General features: G+C 35.3%; 22 protein-coding genes. 2 read left to right on the forward strand and 20 right to left on the reverse strand.

The features are described 5' to 3' along the window. Positions 1-141: 141 nt before the first annotated feature. The 13 genes from FD33_RS12030 to FD33_RS12090 all read right to left on the reverse strand — a co-directional run bounded on the left by FD33_RS12030 (position 142) and on the right by FD33_RS12090 (position 8601). Complete coding sequence (locus FD33_RS12030; RefSeq protein WP_025084502.1) at positions 142-693, reverse strand: YceD family protein; 552 nt, start codon at positions 691-693, stop codon at positions 142-144. After that, positions 693-1793 (reverse strand): nucleotidyltransferase, encoded by a 1101-nt coding sequence (locus FD33_RS12035; RefSeq protein ID WP_056956003.1) that lies wholly within the window; start codon positions 1791-1793, stop codon positions 693-695. Before FD33_RS12035 ends, FD33_RS12030 begins: the two co-directional genes overlap by 1 nt. 8 nt (positions 1794-1801) lie before the next feature. Then, positions 1802-2533: a class I SAM-dependent DNA methyltransferase gene (locus FD33_RS12040; RefSeq protein ID WP_025084501.1), complete on the reverse strand. Its 732-nt coding sequence runs from the start codon at positions 2531-2533 to the stop codon at positions 1802-1804. Next, the gene (gene rsfS, locus FD33_RS12045; RefSeq protein ID WP_025084500.1) at positions 2533-2889 is read right to left on the reverse strand and encodes a ribosome silencing factor; all 357 of its coding nucleotides are present in this window, start codon (positions 2887-2889) and stop codon (positions 2533-2535) included. Before rsfS ends, FD33_RS12040 begins: the two co-directional genes overlap by 1 nt. A 1-nt stretch (position 2890) precedes the next feature. Then, positions 2891-3493 (reverse strand): bis(5'-nucleosyl)-tetraphosphatase (symmetrical) YqeK, encoded by a 603-nt coding sequence (yqeK, locus tag FD33_RS12050; RefSeq protein WP_025084499.1) that lies wholly within the window; start codon positions 3491-3493, stop codon positions 2891-2893. Continuing rightward, positions 3486-4124, reverse strand: coding sequence for a nicotinate-nucleotide adenylyltransferase (locus FD33_RS12055; RefSeq protein ID WP_025084498.1), 639 nt, complete (start codon positions 4122-4124; stop codon positions 3486-3488). The genes yqeK and FD33_RS12055 overlap by 8 nt, the downstream gene beginning before the upstream one ends. 14 nt (positions 4125-4138) lie before the next feature. Next, positions 4139-4453: a YhbY family RNA-binding protein gene (locus FD33_RS12060; RefSeq protein WP_025084497.1), complete on the reverse strand. Its 315-nt coding sequence runs from the start codon at positions 4451-4453 to the stop codon at positions 4139-4141. Positions 4454-4463: 10 nt separating this feature from the next. After that, positions 4464-5579 carry a ribosome biogenesis GTPase YqeH gene (gene yqeH / locus FD33_RS12065; RefSeq protein ID WP_025084496.1) on the reverse strand — a complete coding sequence of 372 codons (1116 nt, stop codon included), beginning with the start codon at positions 5577-5579 and terminating at the stop codon, positions 4464-4466. Next, a complete protein-coding gene (locus FD33_RS12070) occupies positions 5566-6093 on the reverse strand; it encodes a YqeG family HAD IIIA-type phosphatase (protein ID WP_025084495.1) in 528 nt (175 codons plus the stop codon). Before FD33_RS12070 ends, yqeH begins: the two co-directional genes overlap by 14 nt. A 73-nt stretch (positions 6094-6166) precedes the next feature. Beyond that, the gene (gene rplT / locus FD33_RS12075; RefSeq protein ID WP_025084494.1) at positions 6167-6523 is read right to left on the reverse strand and encodes a 50S ribosomal protein L20; all 357 of its coding nucleotides are present in this window, start codon (positions 6521-6523) and stop codon (positions 6167-6169) included. Positions 6524-6573: 50 nt separating this feature from the next. Then, complete coding sequence (gene rpmI / locus FD33_RS12080) at positions 6574-6771, reverse strand: 50S ribosomal protein L35 (RefSeq protein ID WP_025084493.1); 198 nt, start codon at positions 6769-6771, stop codon at positions 6574-6576. A gap of 13 nt (positions 6772-6784) precedes the next feature. Continuing rightward, positions 6785-7318, reverse strand: a complete 534-nt coding sequence (gene infC / locus FD33_RS12085; RefSeq protein WP_034543788.1) for a translation initiation factor IF-3 — start codon at positions 7316-7318, stop codon at positions 6785-6787. A gap of 263 nt (positions 7319-7581) precedes the next feature. After that, positions 7582-8601, reverse strand: coding sequence for an NAD-dependent epimerase/dehydratase family protein (locus tag FD33_RS12090; RefSeq protein ID WP_025084491.1), 1020 nt, complete (start codon positions 8599-8601; stop codon positions 7582-7584). 91 nt (positions 8602-8692) lie between these two features. On the opposite strand from FD33_RS12090, the gene FD33_RS12095 reads away from it, so the two are divergent. Together FD33_RS12095 and FD33_RS12100 are read left to right on the forward strand one after the other, a co-directional pair. Beyond that, complete coding sequence (locus FD33_RS12095) at positions 8693-9133, forward strand: MerR family transcriptional regulator (protein WP_025084490.1); 441 nt, start codon at positions 8693-8695, stop codon at positions 9131-9133. Between the two features lie 81 nt (positions 9134-9214). Further along, on the forward strand, positions 9215-10540 hold the full coding sequence (locus tag FD33_RS12100) for a hypothetical protein (RefSeq protein ID WP_056956004.1): 1326 nt from the start codon (positions 9215-9217) through the stop codon (positions 10538-10540). A 71-nt stretch (positions 10541-10611) separates the two neighbouring features. On the opposite strand, the gene FD33_RS12105 is transcribed toward FD33_RS12100, so the two are convergent. The 7 genes from FD33_RS12105 to nrdR all read right to left on the reverse strand — a co-directional run bounded on the left by FD33_RS12105 (position 10612) and on the right by nrdR (position 19679). Continuing rightward, positions 10612-11997, reverse strand: a complete 1386-nt coding sequence (locus FD33_RS12105) for an APC family permease (protein ID WP_056956005.1) — start codon at positions 11995-11997, stop codon at positions 10612-10614. A gap of 90 nt (positions 11998-12087) precedes the next feature. After that, positions 12088-13116, reverse strand: coding sequence for a bifunctional threonine ammonia-lyase/L-serine ammonia-lyase TdcB (gene tdcB, locus FD33_RS12110; protein ID WP_199800324.1), 1029 nt, complete (start codon positions 13114-13116; stop codon positions 12088-12090). Positions 13117-13162: 46 nt separating this feature from the next. Continuing rightward, positions 13163-14284, reverse strand: a complete 1122-nt coding sequence (gene ald / locus FD33_RS12115; RefSeq protein ID WP_025084488.1) for an alanine dehydrogenase — start codon at positions 14282-14284, stop codon at positions 13163-13165. A gap of 357 nt (positions 14285-14641) precedes the next feature. Then, positions 14642-16612, reverse strand: coding sequence for a threonine--tRNA ligase (gene thrS, locus FD33_RS12120; RefSeq protein WP_025084487.1), 1971 nt, complete (start codon positions 16610-16612; stop codon positions 14642-14644). A 297-nt stretch (positions 16613-16909) separates the two neighbouring features. Further along, positions 16910-17818 carry a primosomal protein DnaI gene (gene dnaI / locus FD33_RS12125; protein WP_025084486.1) on the reverse strand — a complete coding sequence of 303 codons (909 nt, stop codon included), beginning with the start codon at positions 17816-17818 and terminating at the stop codon, positions 16910-16912. A 2-nt stretch (positions 17819-17820) separates the two neighbouring features. Further along, complete coding sequence (locus FD33_RS12130; protein WP_152319008.1) at positions 17821-19188, reverse strand: DnaD domain protein; 1368 nt, start codon at positions 19186-19188, stop codon at positions 17821-17823. A gap of 17 nt (positions 19189-19205) precedes the next feature. Then, entirely contained in the window at positions 19206-19679 is a 474-nt protein-coding gene (gene nrdR, locus FD33_RS12135) for a transcriptional regulator NrdR (protein WP_025084483.1), read from the reverse strand. Between the last annotated feature and the right edge of the window lie 3 nt (positions 19680-19682).

Below are 19682 nucleotides of genomic sequence, written 5' to 3' on the forward strand. Positions count from 1 at the left end.
CATACTAATCTTAACAAAAAAACAAAAAAGGAGTATATAAAAGAACTTTTTTAGCAATTTTTTTGTAAAAAAAAGCGATTAGATTTATATGTGTTATTTTCAATTTCCAATAAATACAAATAAAAAAGAGCAGTAACAATACTACCCCTTTGTGTCGTCATTAAATAAATTTTTTAATTTAGCAAATTCAGGATTAACATGTTCTTCCTCATGTTGTTTCTTATACTCTTCTTCAGAAATAACACTCCAATTTTTGCCTGATGGCATAACATTCTCTTCCTCTTCCTTCTTAGTTAAAATTTTTGAAGGAATACTCAACAAAATATTATCCACAATCGATTCGTAAACATTGATGGTTGGATTATCATCATCAACAGGAATAACGACATTGTAGTCTTCTAATTCCTCTTCATCTACATCATCAATATTATAAGCCTCATTAATTCGAATATTCAGTGGCAACTCAACTGGTAATAAACTTCTAGTTGAAGGTACCTTTAGTGTTGTTTCCACTTTAATATCTGAAATAACTAAGCCATGGTCATTAAATAACTGACCTTCAACCTCTACGGGAGAAATGGCTAACACATCTTCTGAACGTGTTTGCATCTCCTTGGTTAAATCGAGTGTTTCTTTAAATGTAAAAGGTTTGTCTTTGTAACGACGAACTTCTTGCACATCCCAATTTAGCATTAATTTACCCCTTTCATATAAGGTATTTTTCCAAAATTTTGTTCTTCCTCAGTTATGAGCTGACGAACCTCATCCGCTCGTACTTCCAAGTTTAAATGTTTTTGTTCTTTTTTACCAACTCGTGTAATCAGATCGACATTGCCCTTTTTTAAGCCATTTAAATAATTTTTACCACGTTCATCAAATCCCAATATTCTTAAATAAGGATTATTATAAACATTATTAATTTCTGACTTTTTGACATTTAATAATGTATACATCATCAGCCGCCTGATTCGAGCCATAGTATACCGTTTTGATTTTACACGTTCAACTAATTCCGTAAAATTATGGCTCCATTTAATTTCTTTTTTTAGTTTATACTCCAAACCTTCAACCATCTGATAGTTAGAGTGTAATTCGGTTACTGAATGACTGAGAATTTGAAATTTTAAATACGGAAAGTAATCATCCCAAGTCACAATCTTTTGTTTATCGAAATTATTTACAGTTGCTGTCGGAACCAAATCAGCAAATGAGAGCCCTTGAGACTTCCGTTTTCTAATCTCAGTTGCACTAAATTCACTTGCAACACGTTGAATCGTATTGACATGAATTGGATAGTCCTGCTCAATCAATTGAGTTACATAATTTAAACCTAAGAGCTGATTGGGCAACTTAGCAATATCAATTCCTAAGGTCTGATAATACTGAGTTAAATTTTCAGCCGAACTCAAACGATAATCCTGTTGAAAATCAGTCCGAGAATGAATTATTTTTTGTGCTAAATTATCAAAATCCAATTTTTGTTCAGTACCAAAAACTAGTTCATTGACTTCTAAAAGTTGCAATAATTTCATTGACCCTCGGGCAAAGTATTGTGCCGACTCCACTGCATATGCGAATGGCAATTCAACAACAAGATCAACCCCATTATCGATAGCAATCTGTGCTCGACTCCATTTATCTAAAATAGCAAAATCACCCCGTTGGACGAAATTACCAGACATTACGGCAATTAATACATCGGGGTGATACGTTTGTTTAATTTTATCTATAAATAATTTATGACCATTGTGAAACGGATTGAACTCCGCAACGAAACCATAGACTTTTGTCATAGAATCCTCTATTTTTCTGCAGCAAAGAACCAACGAGTTGAATCATCTTTGATTTCTGATTGACCAAATTCTGCCGTAACTTGGACATTCTTAAAGCCGATGTCCTTAAGAATCATCTCAAAAGTCCCAACTGGATATGTTCTCTCCTTATGAAGTTCAGTATTAACTGAATAACCTTGAATCTTTTCATTCCAATTAAAGAATGTCAATTCATGCTCAATACTGTGAGGATATTCACCCTCATAACTATTCCACATAAAAGCTGAATCTTCAGCTCGATGATTGAACATATAGCCTGGGAAAACCTCATCCATTTGATATAGAGAATGGGCATCAAACAAATACTTGCCACCTTCGTTAAGGTGCTCATACGCTTGATTAAAAGCTACTGCTAGCTCGTCTTCATCTTTTAAGTAACAAATTGAATCATCAAAACAAGTGATGACATCAAACTTATTGAAATCAAATAAATCCATCATATTACTTTGAACAAATGGAATATTCTTTTTGGCCTTAGTTGCTTTTTCCGCTGCAATTTTTAACATTTCTTCAGATAAATCAGCTCCTGTAACTTGGAAACGATCAGCCAATTGGATTGTTAAATCGCCTGTACCACAAGCAACATCTAACAAAGATTTAGCTTTATCTGAGACTTGTTGTTCTACATATTGTGCCCACTTAGCATACAGTGAATCATCCATTAGTTCACTGTAAACACGCGCAAATGAGTTATAAATCATTATTCAGTTACCAAATTGGAAATATCTACTTCGGGAGCATCTGACCAAAGTTTTTCCAAATTGTAGAATTCACGTTTTTCGGCTGTGAAGACATGAATAATAACATCGTGAAGATCAATCAATACCCATTCAGAGTTACGATTTCCTTCAACGTGACTTACATCAATGTCATTTTCGCCAGCTTTATCCAAAACTGATTGAACAATAGCATCAACTTGACGTTGAGAACCGGCATCCATAATAACAAAATAATCAGCCACAATACTTACACCACTGATATTCAAAACTTTAATATCGTTAGCGTGTTTTTCATCTGCTGCCTTAACAGCAATTTCCATTATATTCTTTGAGTCCAAACTATAATTCTCCTTTTGCAATCCAGTAGTTATAATTTACAAATGTTTCTGGGTATACTACCCTATTGCGGTCAATCAAGTATGCCAGTGAGTGCTTCAATTCAAAAGTTACTCCAGCATCTAATGATTTTTTAGCATATTGTCTAGCTTCATCGATTCCTGGGAAACTTCTCTTAGGTTCAATGAAATCACCAATAAATACACATTTATCAACTGTAGTCATGGTTGTATGACCAACTGTGTGTCTTCTGATAGCATTCAGGACATCTTCATCATAAATACCCAATTCATCTTTAACAATTTCAGCGCCAACGATTCCGTGCCAAATAGCATTGTTAAATTTTAATAACTCTGGATCCATATTTTTCTCTTTAATAACACTAATAAATTCTTCATCACTGCGCTCTTTAGCATAGTCATGTAACAAACCAGCTAAACCTGCACGTTCGACGTCGCCACCATTTTCAGCAGCTAGTTCGCGACTTACTTTTTCTACTCGTAAACAATGGTTATAGCGAAAGTCGCTTAAAGTATCACGCATTCGCTCCAGAATCTTGTCTCGATCGATTCCTGGCATAACTTCATCATAATTAAATTCAGTCATTATAAAGCCCCCTGTCATTTATATACCAAGCAACATCATCAGGTACCAAATACTTTATTGTTTGACCCTTTCTGACTCGCTCACGTATCATACTTGAACTAATTTCTAATTCAGGCGTGTTTACCCAAAGTATAGGGTACTTTGACTTTTTCTCAAAGCCTTTACGACATACTCCTACAAAATGTACCATCTGTCTCAATTCTTCAATGTGAGACCATTTAGGTAAATTCTCCACCATATCTCCACCAATAATAAAGTAATACTCAGTATTAGGATTATATTCTTTCAATAGCTTAATGGTTTCATAAGTATAACTCACTCCACCACGATGAATATCAGTTAAGTCTAGATCAAAATGCATATTATCTCTAATAGCCAATTTGATCATATTGATACGATCATCACTATTGATGGTAGGAATGGTCTTTTGTACTCCACGATGAGGTGGAACTTTGTCAGGCAAAAATAACACTTTATCCAAACACAATTGTTCGTAAACTTGTTCGGCAATAACTAAATGTCCCAAATGAATGGGATTAAAAGTTCCACCTAAGATTCCAACATGCTTTTTGGGCAAATTACTATGAAATTCTAATTTTGCTTTAGTTAATAATTGTTTTTGAGTATCCATTTTCATCACTTAAATTACATATTTTCTAATTCAATAGAATATTTACGGTTTTTAATTTTAGGTGCTTTCTTGTAAAAGACTAATTTAGAACCAATTGTTTGTACGTGAACGATTTGTTCGTCAAATTCATTCAAAGCATCAATCAAATCTTGGGGTTCCACCATTGTATTTTGTAGTAATGAAACTTTAATTATTTCATCTTTGTTAATCAAAAGTTCTAATTGATTTAAAAGATTTTCACTGATACCATCACGACCAACTTGAATAGCTGGTTTCATGGTAGCGGCTTGACTTCTTAAATAACGATTCTTTTTTCCTTTAATTATCATATGTTTCTCCTTAAATAATTGCATTCCGAATTGAGACACGGACACCATCTGGAACGTAGGCCTTAACCTTGCTTCCGGCAGGAATTGTAACCCAACCTAAACCATAGATAACAATATCAGATTTCTCATGTGCAGAGAAAATTTGTTGCTTCATTTTAGGGAAAGATTCAATTTCTGTAGGTGGAGCTAAAATATCACCTAAATGTTTTTGATAGAACTCATCCGCATTGATTGTCTTAGTTCTATGAAGTGGCAATCCTTGATTGACATAGAAAGTAACATTCGTCTTATAATCTAAGAAATCGAATCTAGCTAAGCCAGCCACAAAAATTGTTTGTCCATCACGAAGTTGGAAAGTAACTGGACGTAATGGTTTCTTAGGTGTAATGGTCTTTAAATCTTTGGCATTCAAATAATGTGCTAATTGATAATTGTGAATAATACCTGGTGTATCAACTAGATTGTGTCCATCATCCAAAGGAATATCAATTCTATCAAGTGTTGTACCTGGAAATCTTGATGTCGTGATCAAATTCTTAACGTCTGAGTTAGAACTAATAATACGGTTAATCAAAGTTGATTTACCAGTATTAGTTGTTCCTACAACATAAACATCTTTGCCATCACGATATTTTTCAATCATATCCATCAATTCATCAATATTAATTCCCTTAACAGCTGAAACTAAAATTTGGTCAGTTGACTTGATTCCATTTTCCTTACTCTTTTGTTGTAACCAGTTCAATAGACGATTCTTATTAACTGATTTTGGCAATAGATCAACCTTATTACCAACAACAATAATTTTTTTATCACCAACAAATCTTTGTAAACCGGGAATGACACTACCCTCGTAGTCAAAAACATCGACTACGTTTACTACTAGTGCATCTTTTTCTGAAATAGAATCCAACAACTTCAAGAAATCATCGTCTGAGACATCAACATCCGTAATTTCATTATAATTACGTAGTCTAAAACATCTCTTGCACAATAATTCTTTAGAATCGTCTTCTACATATTTCTTTAAAGTTGATTCTTGCACATAGCCGGGCTTATCTTTATCTTCGGTCTGAAGTCTGGCACCACAACCTATACAATACAACTTATCATCAATTTCTGTCATTTAATGAATCCTTCCAGTATAAATTCTTATCACGTTTTTGCATAGCTTTTAAAATTGGACGTTCAAAAAATCTATTTACACGGGTCTTTTTAGCATCAGTTTTTACTAAAGGCTTTACCAAAACTGTTTTTAACCCGGCCATATTTCCCGCCAAAACGTCAGTCATCACTTGATCTCCAACAAATAAGACGTTGGCAGGATTAATTTTTTCACTTCTAATATGATTAATAATTACGAATGGTAATGGTTTAACTGCACGAGCAACAATACTTACCGGTAATTCATGAACAGCTTTTTCAACACGTTCATAACTATTGTTCGAAACAATCATAACCTCAATATCATTTTTAGACATCTGATTGAGCCATTTTCGTAATGAGAGGTCATATTTATTACTATTCCATGGCAAAAGTGTATTATCAAGATCTGTCATAATAGTAGTAATTCCTAATTGTTTAAGATCATCAATCTCAATATCAGTAATCTTATCAAGCATAATATATGGTTTAAACATTTTTAATCCTCATTATCTGCTAATTAGTAAAAAAACGTAATTTGGGTTATCCAAATTACGTTTGTTTTAACAATTAAGCTAAAGCTTTCTTAGCTGTATCTACTAAACTTGTGAATGCCTTTGGATCTTCAATAGCAACTTGGGCCAACATCTTACGGTTGATGTCGACATTAGCTAACTTCAAACCATGCATTAATTTGCTGTAGCTGATTTCATTCATTCTTGCAGCAGCATTGATTCTAGCAATCCATAACTTACGGAAGTCGCGCTTAACTTGGCGACGATCACGGAATGCATAACGGTATGAAACCATGATTTGAGTATGAGCTGCTTTAAAAGTGATATGTTTTGAACCACGATATCCCTTAGCTAATTTTAAAACCTTTTTACGACGTTTGCGAGTTACTGTTCCACCTTTTACACGTGGCATAATGACTCCTCCTTTAATTTACGAAAATAAATATTTAAGTGATTAGCTAATTAATATGTAGCTAACATTTGTTTGATACGTTTCATATCACTTGAACTAACCATACCTGGTTTAGCCAATTGACGACGTTGCTTCTTTGTCTTACCGTGGAAACGGTGACTTGTGTAAGCATGCATTCTCTTCCAACCACCATTAGCAGTTTTCTTAAATCTCTTTGCTGATGCGCGGTGTGTCTTTTGTTTAGGCATGAAAATCCCTCCACTATTTCTTCTTTTTGTTATCTTTTGCATTAATTGGATCAAGCATTAAAAACATACTACGACCGTCCATCTTAGGTCTAGTTGTTACCGTAGCAACATCCTTAGTCTGTTCAGCGACACGGTCTAAGACTTCCTTACCTATCTCTTTATGAGTAATTGCTCTACCCTTAAAGCGAAGAGAAACTTTGACCTTATCACCTTTAGCTAAGAACTTACGAGCATTGTTAAGTTTTGTATTGAAGTCGTTGGCCTCAATAGTTGGACTTAAACGTACTTCCTTAAGACTAACAGTTTTTTGTTTTTTACGTGCTTCACGATCTTTCTTTTGAAGATCGAACTTATATTTACCATAATCCATAATTCTGGCAACAGGTGGCTTAGCACCCGGTGACATTAGAACTAGGTCCATATTAGCTGCTTCAGCTAATCTTCTAGCTTCTGCGGTTGGCTTAACACCAACTTGATCCCCATTTTCAGCGATCAATCTAACTTCTTTCGCACGTATTTGATCATTTAATAATAATTCTCTTGCTATGAGTAGTCACCTCCGGAGTAATTTGACCCACAAAAAAAGCGGGCTGCACAAGCATGCCCACTATATTATCTACGTAATCGTATTAACCTAGAGGCGAATGCATAGGTGAGAAGCGGGCGCTTCTGCTTAATCTCAACAGTTATAAACTATAACAATATAAATGCCACATGTCAATAAACATCGATAAATTTGTTATAGAAAAGCTGAAAAATTTCAATGTAAATAATTTATCACGTTAACTTATTTAGCGCAAGCTTTTAGTCTTATATCAAATTATATTTGACTAAACTATCGACTGCCGCTAAAACGGCCTGTTGATTATCAGAAATTGGTGTCCAGCCCAGAATATTTTTGGCTTGTTGATTACTGATTTTACGATTCATATGCATCATCAATTTACCTTCTCTAGCTCTAGAATTGAACACTGCTCCAACATCAATAAGCCAATTAGGTATAGTTTTATCCGTAACTTTACCCCTTAAAAAATTACGCTGAGTTTTTACGAGTTCAGCGATCTCCTTCATTGAGATCTGTCCATCTGCACTAGCAATAAATCTTTTAAATTTAGCATCCGGTGTTTCCATAGCCCTGATCTCAATATCAACGACATCCCTAACATCTACTACATTCAAAGGTAAATCAGGAATTCTTTTAGTTGTATCAGCCAAGAGATTCTTTAATAAATCGAAACTGCCCGATACATGTCGATCTAGTGATGGACCAAAAATGGCAACTGGATTGACTGTAACAAACTCTAAATTTACTTCTGATTGATTAACGTATTTCCAAGCCGCCTGTTCAGCTAACAATTTAGACTTCTCATAAATCGACAAACCTTTTTCCTTAGAATCAGTCCAATCAGCTTCAGTGGTTAGTCCCTGCTTCCTACTAAATCCAATTGCTCCAAAATTAGACGTCATTACGACTCGCTTTACGTTACTGGCATTGGCGGCCTTTAAAATCCTTAAAATACCATCCAAAGCCGGTTTTATAGCATCTGATTCATTTTTAATTTTGCCAAAGAAAACTGGTGAAGCAACACTAAAAACATATTCCCGATCCTGCATGGCCTCTAACCAATTATTGTCATTGGATAAATCTGCCTCAATAAAAGATAGATTTTGTAAATTTTTAACTCCATAAGCTTCTAAAACTTTTGTTATACGAGTTTGACCACTTTGTTTTCGAGTAGTCGTTCTAACATCGTAACCATCGTTTAACAATTGCATAACTAATCTTAAACCTAAGAATCCTGTGCCACCTGTAACTAAAACTTTTTTCATAAAGGAACTTCCTTATACTTATTTTATTAATTGATTATTATCACTTTAAACCCTAAACTATGGTTCATAGCAAACATATAAAGGAGATTTTATGAAAAAAACTTATTCTATTAAAGAAGTAGCTGATTATTTTCAATTACCAATTTCAACTATCCGTTACTATGATAAAAAGGGATTACTTCCTTTTGTCTCAAAAAATGCGGCCGGGTATCGAGTTTTCTCAAAATCCGATTTTGGTTTTATCAAAACAATTTGTTGTTTAAAAGATACTGGAATGCCTATTCGAGACATCAGAACCTACATTAACCTTTGTATGCAAGGAACTACTTCAATTCAACAGCGTGGAGAGTTACTACAACAACATAAGACAAACGTTTTGAAACAACAGCAAGTGCTACATGATAATCTAAAAGAAATCACTACCAAAATTCAACGCTATGCTAGTGATGATTCGGTTAATATTATCAAAAGTCAAATCAAATTTGTTAAGAATGAAAAGAAGGTTCTAAACCTTGAGGACCCATTTAAATAATTAAGCATAACTTTGGACAAATGATTCGAGACGCTCTTTAATTTAGTTAACATGTTTAAACAAAATTAAGGAGTGATTCTTATGATAGAAGTTAAAAATCCTACTGAACTTATTCAAGCTCTTACTGCAAAAGATGCATCCATCGTCCTGACTCGCAGTATGATGCTGACCCATTCCATCACCTTACCGAATGCCACCTCACTATCTGGTAAACCACAGGAAGATTCAGCATTACCTATTTTGATGTTTCAAGATAGTGACGGAATCGGTCTAACAGCCAATAATACTATTAAAAACTTAATTATCCATACTCCAGCCAATCATCGTTCCATCTTTAATACTAATTATGAAACCGATCTTGGTTCATTCGGCTTTGAAAATCTTGAATTGAATGGTCAATTTTCTTTCCTATCTAAATCTAAATTAAATAACACTTTTTTAAATTTAAAAAACATCAACATCATTGCTGCTGATACTAGAGGCTATCTAGAACAACCTCAAAAATATGGTGTCAACGTACTTCAAGGTGCCTTAACTATTTATAATTTGAATCCTGATAAGAATAGTTTGATCACAGTCAATGCAAAAAAAATCTCTATCGGTCAAAAAAATTCTCCTGTTATCGGTTCAGGTGTTTTTATCGCTGGATTTGGTGATAATGGTGGACGTGTCGAAATTGACGACTTTTCAACTAATGATGTTTATTCTACTGGCAAGATTCCTTTAGGAGTTGCTGATATAATTACTGGTGCTATTTTCATTGTCAATGGTGCTCATGCTAAAAAGATTACTCAACGTGGGGAAACTACCACTTATGGCGTCAACGATATGGTTCTAGATGCTTGGGGCGAAGTTGATGAATGGGACGTTATGGGATCGGTTACCTCATATGGTCCTTCTGGTATTGGCTTTGTTAATTTTGGAACAGTCAAATCATTCAATGCTCAGGCACCTATAGAGACCTTTGGATTAGGGGCTCGTGGTTACAATCAATATGATGGTACTCTCGAAGAAGGTCACTTTTCTTCCATTATGACTTTTGGAGACGGATCAATTGGTGTACAAATTTCTAAGAAAGTTGGTCATTTAACCTTTGATGGTGGTATTGTCACACACGGAAGTATTGGTAATTCACTCGTCAAAGGTGTTATTGTTGACCTTCCTGCCTATGCTTTAAGTATCAAGGATGGTGGTGTCGTTTCAAGCATCACTGTTAAAGGTAATATCCAGACTAAAGGTAAAGGTGTTGCTAGCTATAATGTTGAGTCCAAGGCCTTAGTTAATAAGATGACCATTACGGGTAAAGTAAGTGCTACTGGTGAAGGTTCAGAACCTTTGAATATCCAAGATGGTGCCCAAACGCCAACTGATTTTTCTACTGATACGAATAATAAAACTACAATATAGATAGTAGGAAAAATTTAGCACCATCAAAATAAGGTCTAGAAATCAGAAATTGATTTCTAGACCTTATTATTTCATTCAGGATTAACTTCTAGTTTTGATATTTTTTTTGAATCATTATCAGTCTTTTGTCCATCTAAATTCCACTTATTCTTTAAGTAGAAGTATATTGGAACACCTATAGCAGTGACACCAATTCCAATAATCGTAGTAACAAATTCGGTCAACAAAGTACATACCAGAATGAATACTCCACCTAAAATAGCAATGATAGGAATAATTGGATATAAAGGAACTTTATAAGGCCTTTCCAATTCTGGTTGAGTATGACGTAATTTGATAACTGCAATGAAGGCCATGACATAAAATACCCAAATTACAAAAATCAGCATATTAGTAATGGCATCAAATTCACCAGTTAACATCATCAAACAAGCGATAATTAATTGAATTGCACCGGCAGCCCATGGAATTCCCGCTTTATTCAATTTAGCAAAAGTATCACCAAATGGTAATTTGTGTTCCTTTCCCATAATATAAGGGATACGCATGCTTGTCATTGTATAACCATTTAAACCACCATAAACTGAAATCAGAATTCCAATTGTGACCAATTTACTGCCCATGTCGCCAAAAATCATCGTGGATGCATCAGATGCGGCGTTAAGATTACCAGCAATTTGATTAATTGGTAGTACATACATGAAAACAGCATTAACTAAAACGTAAACTAACATAATGACTGCAATTCCCAAAGAAATAGCCTTGGGCAAATCTTTACGAGGATTCTTCATTTCTCCGGAAATGTTACCTACATGAATCCAACCATCGTATGCAAACATAGTTGCTAACAAACCATTTCCCATTGCGGTGATCAAATTACGATGTGGACCTGCAACAACGGGGAATAATGATAATTCAACTGGTCCCTTGTGCATGAACCCAAATAATACAATCAAGGCTAACGGAATCAACTTTGCAACTAAAGAAATTGATGTAACTCTTCCTCCAACTTTAGCACTGATCCAATTAAGCGAAGTTACTGACAAAGCACTTAATATTGCCACTGGTACTATCCACGAATTAGAGAGTGTAAATAAATGTGTGAATTGTGTACCAAAAGCAATTGATATAGCTGCTACGTTTGCAGGAAAGTAAATAATAGCTTGGGCCCATCCGGCCATAAATCCCCAAAATCCACCATAACTATGTTCGATGTATTTTGTTAATCCACCTGTTTCAGGATAAGCAGCTGCTAATTCTGCTCCTGTTAAACCGGCACAAATAGTAATAAAGCCTCCCAATAACCAGACAAGCATAGTTAAACTTGTTGAACCCGTATAGTTAGTTACGGCTGATGCTTTAAAGAATACTCCAGTTCCAATTACGCTCCCGGTTACAGTAGCAAAAGCGGGGAAAAAACCAATTGTTTTTTTCAACTTGGCATCTTGATCGCCCATAATCTTATACCTCCACGTAAAAAGTTATTTTTTAAAAAAGAAAAGATGTTGCATTCAAATGCAGCATCTTTTCAGGTTTCAAATTAACTTTTAACCAATGCCTCCGTCGGCTTTAACTGGTTTCAAGAATTGATCAATAATTTGTGAAACACGATTAAGGTCAACATTACCACCAGATACCATAGCAACAGTCTTTTTATTCTTGAGCCATCTGTCATCAATCTTATGTGATTCAAGAGCTGCTACTGGAAGTGCACCAGCACCTTCTGCTACAACCTTAGTTCTCTGTAATAGATCCTTCATAGCATGAGCAATTTCATCTTCATTTACTAAGACGATTTCATCTACTAATTCACTAACGATTGGGAATGTGATGTCTCCTGGTACAGCAACATCTGTTCCATCTGCTAATGTAAAGTCATCGTGATGTTTAGTAATTTGACCAGCTTTAACTGATGCATACATACCATGAACATTTTCTGATTGAACACCAACGATATGGATATTAGGATTAAATGATTTCAATGCGGTAGCCATTCCGGAAATCAATCCTCCACCACCGACAGGAATAATAACAGTATCTACATCCCAAATATCATCTAAAATTTCCAAGCCAATCGTTCCTTGTCCAGCGATAACATATTTGTCATTGAACGGATCAACGATAGTCTTTCCTTCTCTTTCAGCACGTTCGAACATCCATTGATGTGCATCATCGAAAGTTGCACCATGGATATCAACCTCTGCACCATAACCTCTTGTAGCGTCACGTTTCATTTGTGGAGCTTCTTCAGGCATAACAACCGTTGTGTCAATTCCTAATAAATGTCCTGTCAAAGCTACACCTTGAGCATGATTACCAGCTGATGCGGTAATAACACCCCGACTCAATTCCTCTTTTGATAAGTGATTAATTTTATTGTTGGCACCTCTGAATTTGAATGATCCTGTTAATTGCATATTTTCTAGTTTTAAGAAAACGTCCCCACCAACAACATTACGACTCAAAAACATGGATTGAACTAGAGGGGTCTTACGAGCATATTTCCCAACAATAGCCTTTGCCTCTTCAATATCATGAATATCAACAATATTATCAATACCTACACCTTTAAGCATGATCCGTACCTCATTCATTTTTATTTTAAATACATTTTGTCAATATTTAGTTAACTGATTCTTCATCAACTGATAATTCTGTGTATGGTAAATCAAGTGAATCTGCCAATCCTTTATTGGTTACTTTACCTTCAAATAGGTTAACTCCAGATGCCAAAGCTTTATCTGTCTTGATGGCTTCATTAATACCTTTATCAGCAATTTCTAGTAAGTAACTTAAATTACCTTTTGCCAAAGCCATTGTGGCTGTACGTGGTACTGCTCCCGGTTGATTAGGAACTGCATAATGGATAATTCCATCTTTTACAAAGATTGGATCATCAATTGTTGTTGGATGATCAATTGTTTCAACAGTTCCACCTTGATCAATGGCTACATCGACTAATACACTTCCTGGTTTCATTGATTTAACCATATATTCTTTAACCAACTTAGGTGGTCTTGAACCTGGAATCAGAATTGTTGAAATAAAGATATCAGCATCCTTAATTTCCTTAGCTAAATTCTCTTCATTTGATTTGACAACTCTAAATTTCTTACCTGCAAATTTATCTTGTAGGAACTTAATTCTTTCGTCGTTTAATTCGATAATTACAACTGAGCAGCCCATGTTCAAAGCTAATGTAGCAGCGTTAATAGCAGCGTTTCCACCACCAAAGATTACAACGTTTCCACCATCAATTCCGGGGATGCCGGGTAGAAGAATTCCTTGACCTTGATGCTGTGCTTCAAGATAATAAGCCCCCATAATAACTGATCTACGACCAGCAATTGCACTCATTGGTGCTAACAATTCCAATTTCCCATCTTTGACAATTGTTTCACCACCAATTGCAGTTGTACCAGCTTTCATCATTGCCTCAACAGTTGGTTTTGATGATGCCAAATGTTGAAATCCCCAAACAATTTTACCTTTTGAGAAATACTTGTATTCTTCAGGATCAGGTTCCTTAACCTTGATGATCAATTTAGCTTTCCAGCCACCTTCATGACTAACTAATTTGCCACCAGCATCGACATACTCTTCGTTTGTAAAGCCTGCTCCAATACCTGCATCTTTTTCAACAAGTACCTCATTACCTGCTTCAACCATCTTACGAACATTCTCTGGAGTTGCCGCTACACGACCTTCTCCCTCTTTTTGTTCTTTAATTACAGCGATTTGCATATTCACACTCTCCTTTTGTGAAAACAATAACTATTTCCTTACAAGTGCATGATAACGCTTACAGTCAAGGGTATCAACCAGTTTTTTTACTTCACAAACTTAAAGATTATGATAACTATTGCTAAGATTGAGAAAATTTTATCAAAAAAATTTTTAATTTCACAAATTATCATATTTTAAAAAAATTATGATCCATATATTGTTTACAAGGTAAAAACAAGTGTTCATTTAAAATGAACACTTATCGTATCATTCTGATATTATATTCATTTCATTTTTAACAAAAAAAATACACTCAACCATTTTCATGATTGAATGTATTTGAATTATAAAATTCATTTCATTGAAGGATATTAATTAATCCTTAGCATCAGATTTATCAGTAACATCTTTACGACTAAAGTTAGCAATATCGGCAACAACAGAACTTACAAACATCTTAGCATTTTCTGAAGCTGAATCAGCTTCACCATATTTTCTTACAGAAACTGTGGCGTTTTTAGCTTCCTCATCACCAATAACTACTGTATATGGTACCTTCATTGTTTGAGCATCACGAATCTTGTAACCCATCTTTTCATCACGATCATCAATTTCGGCACGAATATTCTTAGCACGTAATTCTGAAAGAACTTCATTGGCATATTCTGAGTGAAGTTTTTGGTTAACAGGGATAATACGTACTTGTGTAGGAGCCAACCATGTTGGGAAAGCACCCTTGTAAATTTCAATTAGGTAAGCAATAAATCTTTCCATAGTTGAAACAATACCACGGTGAATCATAACTGGTCTGTGATCTTCACCATCTGAACCAACATATGTTAGTTGGAACTTCTCTGGTTGCATGAAGTCTAGTTGAATTGTTGACAATGTTTCTTCATTACCAAGAGCTGTCTTTGTTTGTACATCAAGTTTTGGACCATAGAAAGCAGCTTCACCTTCAGCTTCATAGTACTTCAAACCAAGATCATCCATAGCGGCTTTAAGCATTGATTGTGATCTGTTCCACATTTCATCATCATCGAAGTACTTCTCTGTATTAGCAGGGTCACGATAACTTAGACGGAATGTGTAATCATTGATATCAAAGTCTTTGTAAACTTCAACCATCAATTGTAGTGTACGTTTGAATTCTTCTTGAATTTGGTCAAGTGCAACGAATGTGTGACCATCATTTAGAGTCATTTCACGAACACGTTGTAGACCTGACAAAGCACCTGATTTTTCATATCTGTGCATCATACCAAGTTCAGCAATACGAAGTGGTAGATCTCTGTATGAACGGTTGTGATGCTTGTAAATTTGAATATGTGAAGGACAGTTCATTGGACGTAGTTCAAGCATTTCGCCATCACCCATATCCATTGGTGGGAACATGTCTTCACGGTAGTGTGCCCAGTGACCTGAAGTCTTGTAAGCATTTAGGTTCATAAGGATAGGTGTGTAAACGTGTTGGTAACCCCAGGCAACTTCCTTATCAACGATATATCTTTCGATAACACGACGGATTGTAGCACCATTTGGCATCCAATATGGAAGACCAGCACCAACTTCTGGGTCAACGAAGAACAAGTCTAGATCACGGCCAATTGTTCTGTGATCACGTTCTTTAATTTCATCACGACGTTTAAGATCAGCCTCTAATCCATCTTCCTTATAGAAGGCTGTAGCATAAATTCTTTGAAGCATTGGGTTACTTGATTTACCTTGCCAATAAGCACCAGCAACTGAAAGTAGTTCAAAGTGTTTCAAAGCCTTTAGATTTGTAAGTACAGCATCATAACCAAAATCAACAAATCCATCTAATGTGTAAACAGGAATTTGAACAGATTCAATAGCACCGATTAATGAAGACTTGTATGGATCATCCTTGAACATTTCAACAAGCTTGTCTTTATCCATCATAGATCTTTCAATCTTGTCATTGTTCTTAATAATCTTATTCATCAAAGCCTTGATATCTTTCAATTCATCAACACTGATTTGTCCCTCTTTGCTGTCAGTATCAACATAGAAACCATCATCATTGGCTTGTTTTTCACCAAAGTGAAGATCTTTCTTGAAACTCTTAGCAGCAGCACTAAATACTAGAGCTGCAGTGTTTCTCAAAACCTTTAGAGCATCTTCCTTATCTTCTCCAGAGATAATTTCGATTTTAGCATCTTGTTTGATCGGACGTTCAAGATCAACTAAAGTATCATTAAGTTTACCAGCAACAGCTTTCTTACCCAATGATGTGCTAATTGATTTAGCAACATCTAAAGTAGTTGTGCCTTCGTCAAACTCCTTAACTGAATCATCTGGGAATGTTAACTTGATTTTTGACATATACTTTTCCTCCTAATATTTAGACAACAAAAAATGCGTCCCTGAAGTATAGACACATCTTAAGACATGTACATACTTCAGGGACGCATTTCTACGCGGTTCCACCCACTTTAAAACTGTATAATAAAAAAACAGTTTTCACTCTATGGTTATAAAGTAACCGGCACTTATACAATTTTATGTGAAAGTGGTAACTCCAGTAATGGGTAAGCTTCCAGTGACCGTACCCTCCCTGAATAGAACCGAAGTGTTATCTTTCATGGCTTTATTGAAACATTAATTTTCAGATAATGCAAGCTATTTTTTAAATCTTCTATTCTCACCAGTCACAATTACTTCTCGTGACAAGTATTTAACTCGTTCCATAATCCGTTTAGCCTTGACAGGTTCTTCTTCTCCACGCTGATTCACAGCTAAATGTTGTTCCAATTCTTTCATCGAAAAATTGGATGAGAAAAAAGTTGGCAGATTTTCTTGCATTCGATACTGCAAAATAACCCCTAACACTTCGTCACGAATCCAACTAGACATCGTATCGGCACCAATATCGTCCAACATCAAAATATCGGCACCTTTAATTTTATTAACTTTGGCCAACACATTATTTTGACCAATAGAGTCTTTCATTTCAACCGCGAAAGTTGGAAAATGCATTAAAGTTGTATGAACATCGTGTTTAAATAGTTCATTCGCAATAGCACCTAAAAGATAGGTCTTACCCACTCCAAAATCACCAGCCAAATATAGTCCAGGCGTGAAGCTATCTTGATGCAAATAATTATCAATGAAATCCAAAGCTTTGGCTAGAGCATCCTGTCTACCCTCACCATCGTAATCATCCAATTTTGCACGACGAATATCTGGAGCCATGTCCATCAAAACAAAGCCTGATTCGTACTGACTTCTCTTCTCTCGGTTTTGAGTGCGCTCATTAGGATAATAAGCCACTTCGATATTATGATTGTTAACAATCAATTTAGGATAATATCCGCGCGTTAATTCACTCGTATGTCGCTTGTTATTATAAAACTCATAAATACTAGCCGCACTAGTAGAGATTGCATTAGGATTAATTCTATCGCTATTTTCCTTCAAAAACCTCTGTACATCAGGATCATTCAAAGCACTATTAAGAAGACGGCGATAGTCCTCCGTCAAATTCTTTGAATTCAAATATTCTGCTAATCTACTACCTAAATTTTCCATACTTAATTATCCTTATTTCTCAATCTCTTCAAACGATTCTGAAGATCATCCTGTTCATTTTTTTGATTCTTTTGTGCTGGAACCTTAGCTTTCACCTTACTCCAATCAGTTGCCTGTTCAATTTTACGGTTTTTATTATTGTAACGTCGTTTGGGATTACGACTCTTAGTTTGAAAATCATTGATTCGTTTCAAAGCTTGTTCAGGTGTTTTAACATCATTTTGTTGCCAATCGTTAGCCATCGTTTCCATCAATGGCAAAGTCAAAGTCGGTGAAGTTTGTAAAATATAGTACACCATAATATTTAATACCGCCGGAGACAAATAAGTCTTCGTTGCCATATTTCTCAAAGCATTAGATTCTACTGTACCAGTAAAACCACCGCTCTTTTGTTTTTGAGCTGCTAAAAATTCGGCAGGACGCAAAGAACGAGCTTGCTTTAACAACAATTGATCGGCACGATTCAATTGTCCGTCAGTTTGCTCAGCTGGTTCCGTTTCTGTATTAGCTTGCTGTTTAACTGAAATATTAGCATTCTTTTCAAAACGATCTTGTACTGCTTTTTTCAGACGTGCGGGATCGATCTTGTTATTGACGATATCACAAGTTTTACCAATTAAATCAATCAATGTAATCTCATCTAAGCCATAAAATGCATGAAGATTTAAAATTAATTCCTGATTTTCCAGCAGATTATCAGGATGAATTCTGAATAACTGTTGAATCCGATCCGAGATTAGTTCCCAATCTAATTGAGGAATCTCTTCTTCATTCAACGACGGTTTTTTATTGTCTGTATTATTTATTTCAAAACTATCTTGGGTATTCTTTACTTCAGTTGGCGTATTGATCAAATCACTATTACTTAATTGGAAAACTTCCAAAAAGTCTTTTGTTATCTCATGTGAATTTTGCAAGATCAAATCTGAATGTGTGTATTTATCGGCCAATAAATGATACTTGCTCTCACCAACTTGCTCATAAAGGAAAATACTCATCAAATCGTCTTTAAAAAATTCATCTGGTGACAACGGTTCAAAAAGTTGATAGATATAGTAAGGTCCTAAGCTATCTTTCTTTTGATAGGTCCTAATTAATCCTAGGGCCTCCGTCTTGATCCGTGCCTCATAAAATCGTTTCAAATCAATACCAAGTAAACTCATTAATTCAGCATGGCTTTTTCTTTGCGTGACGACTTCTTTATTAGGCAATTTTTCCCACAGCAACAAGTACAAACTGAAAGCCTCAGTACCTAAAATGGGCAAATATAAGTCAGTCAAAACATGACGATCATCATCATTTAAATGACCACTTGGCAAACACCAATAACCGACTAAAGGTGTAAATTTATCTGATTCAAAATTACTCACGGACACTAATACTCCCCTTACTTCTTATCAATTTTCTTGCCATTGGACATCATTTCCTGAACCTCTTCCATAAATCCATTCATGTCCTTAAATTCACGATAAACACTAGCAAAACGAATATAAGTCACGTCATCAACTTTGGACAAAATTCTCATGACGTGTTCACCAATTAATTGTGAGCGAACCTCACTTTCACCTGTTGATCTTATCTCGTTTTCTACTTTATCGACGATACTATTCATTTGATCCATCGTTACAGGACGTTTTTCAGCAGCACGAACTAAACCACGTAATAACTTTTCGCGGCTGAATTCCTCTCTGTTGCCATTCTTTTTGATAACCAACAATGGTGATTTTTCTAATCTTTCAAACGTTGTGAACCGTGTTCCACAGTATTCACACTCACGTCTTCTTCTAATGGCACGTCCTTCATCACTGGGACGACTGTCAATAACTTTTGATGAATCATGATGACAATGCGGACAAATCAAAAT

It is taken from the genome of Companilactobacillus paralimentarius DSM 13238 = JCM 10415 (assembly GCF_001434985.1).
In the GTDB taxonomy this organism is placed as follows: Bacteria; Bacillota; Bacilli; order Lactobacillales; family Lactobacillaceae; genus Companilactobacillus; species Companilactobacillus paralimentarius.